This is a genomic window from Micromonospora sp. CPCC 205539, assembly GCF_036906815.1.
Lineage (GTDB): Bacteria > Actinomycetota > Actinomycetes > Mycobacteriales > Micromonosporaceae > Micromonospora.
The window spans coordinates 67,319-79,037 of sequence record NZ_JBAKHW010000031.1 but is presented as its reverse complement, the minus strand read 5'-3'; the positions used below and the strand labels follow the sequence as shown (position 1 = coordinate 79,037).

Annotated in this window: 13 protein-coding genes; 4 read left to right on the top strand and 9 right to left on the bottom strand. The window is 71.3% G+C overall.

Translation table 11 applies throughout. From position 1 onward, the window contains the following. The coding region (locus V6V47_RS24390) for a chorismate-binding protein (protein ID WP_334630682.1) at positions 1–867 on the top strand (867 nt) is incomplete at its 5' end. Between the two features lie 5 nt (positions 868–872). Then, on the top strand, positions 873–1,382 hold the full coding sequence (gene def / locus V6V47_RS24385) for a peptide deformylase (protein ID WP_334630681.1): 510 nt from the start codon (positions 873–875) through the stop codon (positions 1,380–1,382). Between the two features lie 4 nt (positions 1,383–1,386). Here the strand turns inward: def and V6V47_RS24380 are convergent, their stop codons facing one another. Further along, the gene (locus V6V47_RS24380; protein ID WP_334630680.1) at positions 1,387–2,157 is read right to left on the bottom strand and encodes a GNAT family N-acetyltransferase; all 771 of its coding nucleotides are present in this window, start codon (positions 2,155–2,157) and stop codon (positions 1,387–1,389) included. A gap of 3 nt (positions 2,158–2,160) precedes the next feature. Continuing rightward, positions 2,161–2,934, bottom strand: a complete 774-nt coding sequence (locus tag V6V47_RS24375; RefSeq protein WP_334630679.1) for a sulfite exporter TauE/SafE family protein — start codon at positions 2,932–2,934, stop codon at positions 2,161–2,163. Positions 2,935–3,120: 186 nt separating this feature from the next. On the opposite strand from V6V47_RS24375, the gene V6V47_RS24370 reads away from it, so the two are divergent. Then, positions 3,121–3,900, top strand: coding sequence for an endonuclease/exonuclease/phosphatase family protein (locus V6V47_RS24370; protein WP_334630678.1), 780 nt, complete (start codon positions 3,121–3,123; stop codon positions 3,898–3,900). A 14-nt stretch (positions 3,901–3,914) separates the two neighbouring features. On the opposite strand, the gene V6V47_RS24365 is transcribed toward V6V47_RS24370, so the two are convergent. Beyond that, positions 3,915–4,925, bottom strand: a complete 1,011-nt coding sequence (locus V6V47_RS24365; protein ID WP_334630677.1) for a tyrosine-type recombinase/integrase — start codon at positions 4,923–4,925, stop codon at positions 3,915–3,917. A 56-nt stretch (positions 4,926–4,981) separates the two neighbouring features. Between V6V47_RS24365 and V6V47_RS24360 the strand changes: the two genes are divergently transcribed. Beyond that, complete coding sequence (locus tag V6V47_RS24360; protein ID WP_334630676.1) at positions 4,982–5,527, top strand: AAA family ATPase; 546 nt, start codon at positions 4,982–4,984, stop codon at positions 5,525–5,527. A gap of 126 nt (positions 5,528–5,653) precedes the next feature. Here V6V47_RS24360 and V6V47_RS24355 read toward each other — a convergent pair whose 3' ends face one another. From V6V47_RS24355 to V6V47_RS24330, 6 genes are all read right to left on the bottom strand, one after another. Continuing rightward, a complete protein-coding gene (locus tag V6V47_RS24355; protein ID WP_334630675.1) occupies positions 5,654–6,964 on the bottom strand; it encodes a radical SAM protein in 1,311 nt (436 codons plus the stop codon). Positions 6,965–7,024: 60 nt separating this feature from the next. Next, positions 7,025–7,429 (bottom strand): superoxide dismutase, Ni, encoded by a 405-nt coding sequence (sodN, locus tag V6V47_RS24350; protein WP_334630674.1) that lies wholly within the window; start codon positions 7,427–7,429, stop codon positions 7,025–7,027. A 146-nt stretch (positions 7,430–7,575) separates the two neighbouring features. Continuing rightward, on the bottom strand, positions 7,576–8,061 hold the full coding sequence (gene soxR / locus V6V47_RS24345) for a redox-sensitive transcriptional activator SoxR (RefSeq protein WP_334630673.1): 486 nt from the start codon (positions 8,059–8,061) through the stop codon (positions 7,576–7,578). Positions 8,062–8,073: 12 nt separating this feature from the next. Next, positions 8,074–9,474, bottom strand: a complete 1,401-nt coding sequence (locus tag V6V47_RS24340; RefSeq protein ID WP_334630672.1) for an FAD-dependent oxidoreductase — start codon at positions 9,472–9,474, stop codon at positions 8,074–8,076. A 110-nt stretch (positions 9,475–9,584) separates the two neighbouring features. Further along, entirely contained in the window at positions 9,585–10,628 is a 1,044-nt protein-coding gene (locus tag V6V47_RS24335) for a hypothetical protein (protein ID WP_334630671.1), read from the bottom strand. Positions 10,629–10,698: 70 nt separating this feature from the next. Next, positions 10,699–11,700, bottom strand: a complete 1,002-nt coding sequence (locus V6V47_RS24330; RefSeq protein WP_334630670.1) for a hypothetical protein — start codon at positions 11,698–11,700, stop codon at positions 10,699–10,701. Positions 11,701–11,719: the final 19 nt, after the last annotated feature.

Here is an 11,719-nt window from a genome sequence, read left to right as displayed (position 1 = left end):
CCGACACCCCCGGCCCCCGCACCACCCACCGGCCCCTGGTGGCTCGGCCCCTGGACCGAGAGCTGGACCCCCCACCAACACGCCGACGCCGTCGACGCCGTCCGCGCCGCCATCGGCCGCGGCGACGTCTACCAGACCAACCTCGTCGGACACGCCGCCGCCCCCTACACCGGCGACCCCCTGCCCGCCCTGAGCCGCCTCGGCGCGCTACCCGGCGCCCGCTACGGCGGCGTCCTCACCGGCGACGACTGGGCCATCGGCTGCGCCTCACCGGAAACCCTCATCGAGGTCACCAACGGCCGCCTCACCACCCGACCCATCAAAGGCACCCGCCCCGCCACCGCCGCCGGCCGCGCCGAACTGCTCGCCAGCGCCAAGGAACGCGCCGAACACATCATGATCGTCGACCTGGAACGCAACGACCTCGCCCGCATCGCCCGCACCGGCACCGTCACCGTCGACGACCTGTTCGCCGTCCGCCGCTGGTGCGACCTCTGGCAGGCCGAAACCACCGTCACCGCCACCGCCGCCGACGGCCTCGGCCTCGCCGACCTGCTCCGCGCCACCTGCCCCGGCGGCTCCGTCACCGGAGCACCGAAACACGCCGCCCTCGCCCAGATCAACGCCCTCGAACCCGTCGGCCGCGGCGCCAGCATGGGCGCGCTCGGCTGGGTCACCCCCGGCCACATCGACCTCGGCCTGACCATCCGCACCGCCGCCGCCGACACCGAGAAACTGCACACCTGGGCCGGCGGCGGCATCACCTGGGACAGCGACCCCACCGCCGAGGTCGCCGAAGCCGCCGCGAAGACCGCCCCCATCCGCGCCACCCTCGCCGGGCACCCACCACCGCCGGCGATACGCTGACCCCCATGACCATGCGGCCCATCCGGATCATCGGCGACCCCGTGCTACGCACCCCCAGCGAGCCGGTCACCACCTTCGACGCCGACCTACGCGCCCTGGTCACCGACCTCATGGACACCCTGCTCGGCGCACCCGGGCGCGCCGGCGTCGCCGCCCCCCAGATCGGCGTCAACGCCCAGGTGTTCGTCTACGACGCCGACGGCCACCGCGGCCACCTCATCAACCCCACCATCGAACTGTCCGACGAACGCCAGGACGACGACGAGGGCTGCCTGTCCATCCCCGGCCTCTACTTCCCGACCGCACGGGCCCTGCACGCCACCGCACACGGCGTCGACCAACACGGTGAGCCCCTCACCATCACCGGCAGCGGCTTCCTCGCCCGCGCCCTGCAACACGAGACCGACCACCTGCTCGGCAAGCTCTACGTCGACACCCTCACCGGCGACACCCGACGCCGCGCCCTCCGCGAGATCCGCGCCGGCCGCTTCGCCTCACCCAGCCGCCGCTCCTGACCCGTCACCGAACGGTCAGCGTCGCCTCGTCGTAGTCCGCGACCCGGCTGAACCCCAACCGCTCGTACAACCGCACCGCCGCCACGTTGTCCGCCTTCACGTTCAACGCGACATGCGCCACCGACTCACCCAGCCGCGCGCACAACGCCGCCACCACCGCCGACCCCAGACCCCGACCCCGCACCCGCGGATGAGTGGTCACGTTGCCCAACGCCGCCACCCGGTACGTCGGCGACCACACGTGCACCCCGGCCACCGCCACCACCTCACCACCCGCACGCACACCCACGTACTGCCCGGTGTCCAGCATCCGCGGATCAAACCAGTTACCCGGATACGCCTGCGCGTACAACCGCCGCAACGCCGGCAGATCCGCAGCCCCCAACACCACACCCGCCGGACGCACCGCCCCCAACCGGACCGGATCCGTCAACGCCATCCGGTGATGCCGCCCCGCCTGCTCCAACCGGAACGACCCCCCGAGAGCCTCACCCAACCCGGGGGACAGGTGCGCGTACAACCGGGCCGGCAGCACCGGCGCCAACTCCGCCAACAACACCGCCATCGACGCCGTGTCCGCCGGCGCCGCGAACGCCAACAACGTCGGCGGATCCACACCGTGATACAGCAACACGACCTGCTCACCCCGCCGAAACCACGACGTGTACGGCCAGAAGAAGTCGTCCAGATCGCCCAACTGATAGGCATGCAGCACCGGATCCCGCCCCAGCAACTCGGCCAGGACACCCCGGTCATGCTCCGCGCGCACCGGCATCAGCTACCGCGCCAACCACTGATCGTGGCCCAGCTTCGCCACCAACGCCACCACCACCACCAGCAGCACCACCCGCACGAACCCCGACCCCCGCCGCAACGCCATCCGCGCCCCCACCACCGCGCCAGCGATGTTGCACACCGCCATCCCCGCACCCAGCAGCCACCACACATGCCCGGTCACCCCGAACACCACCAGCGCACCCAGATTCGTCCCCGCGTTGACCACCTTCGCCATCGCCGACCCATGCACGAAATCCGCGCCCACCAGCGCCGTGAACGCCAACACCAGAAACGTGCCCGTACCCGGACCGATCAACCCGTCGTACAACGCCACGCCCACCCCGGCCACCGCGACCACCACCGCCACCCGCAGCGGCGTCCGCCGAGCCGGCACCGCCACCACACCCAGCCGCGGACGCAGCACCACGAACACCGCCACCGACACCAACACCACCAACACCACCGGCCGGTACGCCGACGCCGGCACCGCACCCGCCAGCGCGGCACCCACCCCCGCACTGAGCACCGCCAACCCCGCAGACGGCCCCGCCACCGCCCAGTCGACCTTCGTGCGCCGCGCGTACGTCGCCGCCGCCGTCGCCGTACCGAAGATCGCCGCCAACTTGTTCGTGCCCAACGCGGTAGCCACCGGCAACCCCGGCGCCGCCACCAACAACGCCGGCAGCAGCAACAACCCACCACCACCCACCACGGCGTCAACCCACCCAGCCATCGCGGCGGCGGCCAGCAGCGTGCTCAGCGAAACAGCGTCCACGGGCGGCCATTCTCCCCACCCCGACCCACCCCACCAGCCCCCGGGGGTACGCCCGGGTGGCGCTCACCGCCCCCGCGCCCGCCGCAGCCACACCCCCAACGCACCCACCGCCACGAACACCACCATCGAGCACAGCAACAGCTTCACCACCGGCCAACCCTGTCACGTCGCACGTAAGGTGCAAGAGTGCGCCTGGCCACCTTCAACATGCTGCACGGACGATCCCTCACCGACGGGCTCGTCGACCCCGACCGCCTCACCGCCGCCGTCCGCGCCCTCGACGCCGACGTCCTCGCCCTGCAAGAGGTCGACCGCGACCAACACCGCAGCGGCAACCTCGACCTCACCGCCCTCGCCGCCCGCGCCCTCGGCGCACCACACCACCGCTTCGCCGCCGCCGTCGTCGGCACCCCCGGCGAACAGTTCCGCCCCCTACGTGACGACGACGACGGCCACGGCGAACCCTGCTACGGCATCGGCCTCATCAGCCGACACCCCGTCCGCAGCTGGCACATCACCCGCCTCAAACCCGCACCCGTCCGCTCCCCGATCTACGTCCCCGGCCCCGGCCGCGGCCTCATCCTGCTGCGCGACGAACCCCGCGTCGTCCTCGCCGCCGTCCTGGACACCCCACACGGCCCCCTCACCGTCGCCGCCACCCACCTGTCCTTCGTCCCCGGCTGGAACGCCCGCCAACTCCGCCAGACCATCCGCGCCCTGCGCGCGCTACCGGCACCCCGCGTCCTGCTCGGCGACCTCAACCTCCCCGCCGGCGCCGCCCGACTCGTCTCCGGCTGGCAGCCCCTGGGCCGGCGCCCCACCTACCCCGCCGGGCAACCCCGCATCCAACTCGACCACGTCCTCGCCGACCGACACGCCGTCGAGCACCTCCCACCCGTACGGGCCGTCACCGCACCCCTGTCCGCCATCTCCGACCACCGCCCCCTGCTGGTCGACCTGGGCTGACCCCGCCGCGCCCGTCAACGTTCCGGCTCGCCGCCGGACGGCACCAGCGCCCGCAGCGCCCGGTTGGTGCGGTTCGCGCGCACCGCGTCGCGCTGCTGCCCGGCCGTCACCTCGATGTACGTCTGCGACGACGCCAACGACGCGTGCCCCAACAACCGCATGATCTCCGCCGCGCTCGCACCGTCCTCCGCCAACCGGGTCGCGAACGTGTGCCGCAGCGCGTGCAACCGCGCCCCCCGCGGCACCCGGTCACCGATGCCCGCCCGCCGATAACACGACTCCACCAGGTACTGCAGCCCACCACGGCGCAGCGGCTCGCCCTGCCGGTCCACCAGCAACGCCGAGTCCGGCCGCACCGACCGCGACCCGAACCGCGCCGCCCGACTGCCCAGGTAGTCCGCCACCACCCGGTCCAGGTCCGCTTCGATCGGCACCACCCGGGGGCGCCCACCCTTGCCGGCCACCTCGACCCGCCGTTCACCATCGCGACCCGCCAGCGAACTGACCCGCAGCGCCAGCAGCTCCGCCAGGCGCAGCCCAGCGCAGAGCGCCAACGCCAACACGGCCACGTCCCGCTCCGGCCACGGGTCACGCTGCCGGCCGTCGTCACGCGCGGCCGAGGCGAGCAGCACCTCGGGGGTGTCCGCGCCGCGCAGCGGCTTCGGCTGGGGGAGGAGGGCCCGGGGCCGACCGACGGCCGGCATCGGGTTGCCGGCCACCACCCCGTCGGCGACCAGGAAGGTGAAGAAGCTGTTCCAGGTGGACCAGGCCCGGTGCACCGACGCGGCGGCCCGGGGCGCGGCGAACCGGGCGAACGCCGCCCGCATCACCCGGGGGGAGAGATCAGTGATCGACAGAACGTCGAGGGGGAGGGGAGCGGTGCCGTCCTCGGCGACCAGGGCGCCCACCGCGTACAGGTCCCGGCGGTACGCGGCCAGGGTGTGGGGGGAGGGCTTGCGTGTGGCCCGGTCGGTCAGGAACTCCTCGATCAAGGTGGCGAGCGATTCGTCCTGTTTGTCATGCATAAGGGATATTATGCAGCATTTTCGTGTTGTCCGCCATCAGGGGAGAGGGGAGCGCGGTGACCGAACCGCGGCGCTATGTCCTGACCGGAGCCCCAGGGGCCGGCAAGACCACACTGATCGAGGCGCTGAGTCGCCGCGGGCACCGGGTGGTCCGGGAGGCGGCAACCGACATCATCGCGGCCCGGCAGGCGCAGGGCTGCGCCGAACCCTGGCAGGAGCGCGGATTCCTCGACTCCGTCGTACGACTACAGCGCCGCCGTCGCGTCGCGGCCGACGCGCACGCTGCGGTACAGATCCACGACCGGTCACCGCTGTGCACCCTGGCGCTGGCGCGCCACCTGGGCCGCGCGGTCGGGCCCGAACTCGCCGGCGAGGTCGACCGGGTCACCCGTGCGGGGATCTATCAAGATCCGGTCTTCCTGATCGGCCCGCTGGGCTTCGTCACGCCCACGGCCGCCCGCCGGATCGGCTACGCCGAGTCGCTGATCTTCGCGCAGGTGCACGAGCGGGTGTACGAGGCGTACGGGCACCGACTGGTCGACGTGCCGGCCGGCCCGGTGCCCGAGCGGGTCGCACTGATCGAGCGACACCTGGCGCTCTGACCCCGCTCGGGGGACGCTCAGATCGCCTTACTTTACATAATGTGCATTATCGAATCAGGAGCGAAGTCCAGCTCCACGGTCGGCGTGCGTCCGGGCGGCATGCTGATGCCGCCCGGACGCGCGCTGTCACGACTGCGCGATGGGCAGGGTGTCCATGAACGAGCTGACCGAGAAGACCGCGCGGCCGGGCCCGGCCGGCCCGTACCCCGGCGGGCTGGACAGCCCGTGGGCGTCCATGGTCGCCCGGTACGTCTCCAGCAGCCGGACGTGGTATTCCAGCGGCGCCCCTTCGGGGTTGGCCGCGCCGAGCGGCGTGGTCGGCTCCGGGCACCAGGTGGTGAACCGGGGCGTGATCCCGCGCGACATGAAGTAGTCGAGTCCTTCGGCGGTGGAGTCGATCGCCTCGTCCACGCTCGTGAAGCCGTGCGGGGCGGCCATCTCGACGCCCGCCACGAAGTTCGGGATCACGTTGCGCGGCCCGAACACCTCGGCGGAGTCGAGGATGCGGCGGTGCCACTCCTCCCGGCCGACGTAGCGCTCCTTGCCCGGGCAGTAGAGCTCGAACAGCCGCTTGTCCCACACCTCGTAGTTCGGGTGGTAGATCTGGATCCCGTAGTCCTTGAACCGCTGCACGTCGGCTCGGGGCAGCGCCTGCGCGACCACCTTGCCGATCCACCGGCCCGGGAACCGCTCCTCGATCGCCTGGGCGTACTGGCCGTAGAAGTCGGCCTCGGCCTTGCCACCCACGGTCGAGGTGATGCTGCCGCCGGTGAGGGTGTACGCCTGGGAGGCGCGCGACGTGTCGTGCCGGTCGATGATCGCCAGCGCCTCGAGGACCTCGTCCACGGGCTTGACCCCGGTGTACGGCCGTCCCGCCGCCTTGTGCTGGCGCCAGTTGTGGTTGATGTCGCAGTACTGGCACTCCTCCTTGGCGCCGAAGTACTGGCAGACCCGGAAGGCGGTCAGGTAGATGAGGTAGCCCCACTGGATGGTGGGTGCGACCTCCATCACCGATTTTCCGTTGGCGAGGGTGTGCCGGTAGTAGTCCGGCATGGGGGGCAGCCCGACGTCGGCGATCGGCCGGTCGTCCAGGTGCAGGCGCAGCCGGCCGTCGTCGTCGGTCTTCACCCGGTACGGCGAGCCGGGGTTGGTGCGTACCGAGACGACGGTGCGGCGCAGGTCGTACGGCCCGCCGGTGAGCACGATCTCCTCGGGTGGGCGACGCAGCGCGGCCGTGCCCAGCTCGGGCAGTGTCCGGTGGTCGAACGAGAAGATGAAGTACGACTTCGGTTTGACGTCGCCGTTCTCGTTGTCGGTCAGCGCTGAGTCGTCGAAGGCCAGCCCGCCGCGCAGCAGGTCCTCTTTGATGACCGCCTCACGGGGTACGTGTGGGAATCGGCTCATCAGGTCCTCGATGAGGTCGGTGCGCGATGGCATGTGCCCTCCTGAGCGGGTTGTGCGGGACCGGGTGGCGGGGTGCCACCCGGTCCGGGCGGGTCAGTGGTGCTTGGTCTCCCAGAAGATCGTCGAGATCTCTTCGATCTTCGAGAGGAGCTGCGCGGCGACGGCCGGGTCGGCGGAGCCCTTCGCGCCGCTGGCGCCGGCCAGCTTGGTGGCCTCGTTGAAGAGGCCGTGCAGCTGGGGGTACGTCTCGAAGTGCGGCGCCTTGAAGTAGTCGGTCCACAGTACCCACAGGTGGTGCTTGACCAGCTCGGCCCGCTGTTCCTTGATGATCAGCGACCGGGTCCGGAACTCGGGGTCGTCGCTGGCCTGGTACTTCTCGGCGATGGCCTTGATCGACTCGGCCTCGATGCGGGCCTGGGCCGGGTCGTAGACGCCGCAGGGTAGGTCGCAGTGGGCGCTCGCGACGAGGCGCGGGCGGAGAAGGCGTGGCAGGTGCATCAGGTTCCTTCCGAGAACGGGTGCGTGGTGACGAACGTGGTGGCGTGGTGGATCAGCCACCTGTCCCCTCTTGATCCACAACGTGACGCTAAAACCTGAACCATGCTTCATGTCAAATCCGGCGGTGCCGTCACCGGCTGGCGTCGTCACCGGCTGGCCTCGTCGAGGCGTACGGGTCCGGGGCCGCGTTTGCCGAGGTCGTCGTCGGGGTTGAGCAGGCCGCAGGCTCTCATCGAGAGGCATCCGCACCCGATGCAGCCGATGAGCTGGTGTTCCAGGTTCTCGACGTAGCGTCGGCGGTGCTCCAGGTCCTGCTTCCAGGATCGTGAGACGCGCTCCCAGTCCTCGTGGCTCGGCGCGCGGTCGGTGGGCAGGGTGACGAAGATCCCGGCGACGTCGGCGAGGTGGATGCCGAGCCGTTTGGCGACGAGGATGAGCGAGATGCGGCGGAGCATGTGTCGCCGGTAGAGGCGTTGGTTGCCCTCGTTGCGCTCGGCGAAGATGAGCCCCTTGCTCTCGTAGAAGCGCAGGGCGGACGCCGCGACTCCGGTGCGGGCGATGACCTCGCCGAGGGTGAGCAGATCGTCCGGGCTCGCCGGCTCCTGCCCGGGCTGCTCCCCCGTCGTTCGCATCGCGGCTCCTCGTCAGGCTCGGGTGTCGGGCTGCGGCTCCGGCGTGTTGCTGATGCCGATCATCTCGTCGCGAGGGACGACCTTGACGCGCTTGCGCCCGTGGGGGCGGCCGAGGTTGATCTCGTGTCGGTCCAGTCGTTGCCAGCCGGCCCAGGTGGTGTGATTCAGGCTGCGGCGCTGCAGGTGGGTCAGCACGTCGGCCGGGTCGCCGTGGGTGACGGTCGGCAGGGTCGGCAGGTCGGCCAGCAGGCTGGCGATCGTCTCGTTGGCGTCCTTCTTGGTGTGGCCGATCAGGCCGACCGGGCCGCGCTTGATCCAGCCGGTGACGTACCGGCCGGGAATCGGGTCGCCGTCGAGGTCCAGGACGCGGCCGTGGGCGTGCGGGATGGTGCCGGTCGCCGGATCGAAGGGCAGGTCGGCGACCGGGCGGCTGAGGTAGCCGATCGCGCGGTAGACCGCCTGGACGTCCCAGTCGGTGTACGCGCCGGTGCCGCGTACCCAGCCGTCGCCGGTGAGCTGCTGCGTCTCGGTGCGCAGGCCGGTGACCCGGTCCGTGCCGAGGATCGCCACCGGGGCCTGCAGGAAGTGCAGGTGCAGGCGGCGGGTACGCCCGCGGGAGTCGCGTGCGGCCCAGTTCTGCAGGATGTCCACGCACATCTTGACGCTTCGCCTGCTGCGGATCGTGGCGAGGCTGGCCTCGTCGAATTCGATGCCCTCGGGGTGGACGATGACCTCGACGTTCGGGGACTCGTCGAGTTCCCGTAGCTCCTGCGGGGTGAACTTGACCTGTCCGGGGCCGCGGCGGGAGAACACGTGTACGTCGGTCACCGGGTTGGTGACCAGGTGCCGGTGGACGTTGTCCGGGATCTCGGTCTCGAGCAGTTCGTCGGCGGTCTTCGCGAGGATCCGGGCGATGTCCACCGCGACGTTCCCGGCGCCGATGACGGCGACCTTGGCGGCGGTCATCGGCCAGTCGCGGGGCGCGTCGGGGTGCCCGTCGTACCAGGAGACGAAGTCCGCGCCGCCGAAGCTGCCGGGCAGGTCGATTCCGGGGATGTCGAGGTCACGGTCCTGGTTGGCGCCGGTGGCGATGACGGTCGCGTCGTAGAACTGGTCGAGTTCCTCGGGTTTCACGTCCACGCCGTAGTCGATGTTGCCGATGAAGCGGATCCGCGGGTTGTCCAGCACCTGGTGCAGCGCGGTGATGATCTCCTTGATTCGGGGGTGGTCGGGTGCCACGCCGTACCGGATCAGGCCGTACGGCGTCGGCAACCGGTCGTAGATGTCGACCGTGGCCGTCGGGGTGGCCTTGGTGAGGATGTCGGCGGCGTAGATGCCGGCCGGTCCGGCGCCGACGACGGCGACCCGGACGGGCCGGGTCGTGGCGTGGTCGGTGGTTCCTTCGTGAATCACGCGTGGAACGCTAGAACCTCAAGTTCAGTTCAGGTCAATTCGGGATGCCGCGATCGTGGTCACACGACCGGTGTCGGGGTGACGAGCCTCTCCCCCACGACCGGCCTACCTCAGCAGTTGATCCAGCGGGCTGGACGCCACCGGGAGTCGTTGGTGGAGCCGACCACGAGGCCGTCGTCGGCGATCGCCCAGGCGATGGAGTTCAGGGGGTTGGGGAGGGCGCCGGCCAGGGCGACGAGCCGGCCGTCGTGGTCGACCGCTCGGTCGCCGAGTATGGTGCCTCGGGCGTTGACGTCCTGCACATACCGCAACGTCGGGTTCGCCGGGATCGGCACGCCGGTCCGTAGGTTCCAGCGCATCACCGCGACGTCCTCCTCCGCGGGGCCGGTGCCGACGGGACCGGCCGCCCAGGTTCCTGCGGCTGCGGTGGCTGCGGTCCACCGGGTGCCGGGTGCGGTGAGCCGGTCGATTCGTCCGTCTGGGCGACGTACCCAGCCGAAGGCCGTGGAGTTGCTTGAGCCGCCCGAGCCGCCGACGATGGTGCCGTCGTCGAGGATCTCTCCCGCGCCGGAGTTCGGCGGGGCGCCGATCACGTCGACGGTGCCCGGTCGGTCGGCCGGCCAGAGCAGCGGCAGGGTTGTCTCGGTCTCCTCCACGGCGACGCTGCCGACGATGTCGCCGCGCGAATTGATGCCCACCGCCGAGGTGGTGGTGTCCGTCAGGGTGGGTAGCCACTCCAGTTGACCGTCGCGGTAGCGCCAGGGCTTGTGGACGTTGTCGACGAGGCCACCGCCTATGACGACGCCGTGCCGGTTGATGTCGTGGAGCACCTGCGCGGCGTCCGTCGCGACGATGGTGAGGTGCGGCTGGTTCCAGGCACCCGGCCCGTGGTGGAGCGGCGCTGCGTCCCAGAGCAGCAGGAGCGGATGCTGGTCGTCGTCGGTGACGCGGTAGCCGAGGCCGGCGATGTACCGGCCGGTCGGGTCGACTGCCAGGGCTCGGCCGTTCATGTCCGCGGGCAGGGGCAGCGGGAGTAGCGCGCAGACCCGGATGGGCTTGCGTGGTGGCGGGGCGGCCGCGGTGGCGACGGGTGGCCCCAGCGCCACGGCGAGGACGCCGGTGGTGAGGCCGGCGACGAGCGCGTTCCAGGTCATCTCTGCTCCAGGTGGGTGTGGGGGTGGTGTGTTCACCGAAGCACGTCGATGTCGCTGCCGGTAGCGGAGGTCAGCAGCCGTTCCAGCGCACCGGGGTGACTCTCTCGGCGTTACGGAAACCGACGATGGTGCCGGTGTCGGAGATGGCGCGGGCCCCGATCGGCACCTGGGCGCCGCCGCCGGGCAGGACCCGGGAGGTGCCCTCGCGCACGACTCGGCTGCCGCCGGCGACCACGCCTTGGGCGTTGACGTCCTCCAGCCATTCCAGCCGCTGGTCGAGCATCGTGTACGAGCCGTCGCGCAGGTCCCAGCGCAGCTTCAGCGTGGTGCCGTCGGCCAGGGCGACCTGGCCGAGCGCAAAGGGGCCCTGCGCGGCTGCGATCAGGGTCGTCCGGGCGCCCGGGGTGGTGAGGGCGTCGATGCGGCCGTTGGGCCGACGGACCCAACCGCTCCAGTCGCCGAAGCTCCCGGCGGTCCCCACGATGGTGCCGTCGTTGGTGATGCCCTTCGCGGTTGCGCCGGACGGGGCGGAGAGCACCTCGACCGTTCCCGGTTGCGCGGCCGGCCAGCGCAGTGGGACGTTCTGGCCGGTGGCGTCGTCCCAGGCGTAGCCGACGATGTCGCCGCTGTCGTTGATGGCCGTGACGTAGGTGCCGGAGGTCGACAGCACCGGCAGTTGCTCGACGTGGCCGTCGCGGTAGCGCCACGGCTGGGCGTAGCTCTCCGGTGAACCGTCGCCGACGACGACGCCGTGGGCGTTGACGTCGACGGCGTCGTCGACGAGCGGCGACTCGATCGTGGTGAGAATGCCGCGGTCCCAGACGAGCAGCAGGTTCTGGTTGCCGCTGTCACTGACCCGCAGCGCCGCGCCGGCGGTGAACCGGCCCGTCGAATCGATGGCGTTCGCCTCGGCGCGGTAGGTGTCGGCCGGGTAGGGCAGGGTGCTGATGGTGCAGGGTCGGACGACCTGTCCCCTGGGTGCGGCGGTCGCCGTCGCGGTGGCGCCGAGCGAGGTGGCCAGCAGGCCGGCGACAGCGGAGGCCATCATTCTGTGTCGAGCGGTGTGGGTCATTCGGTGCTCCCCGTGTGGG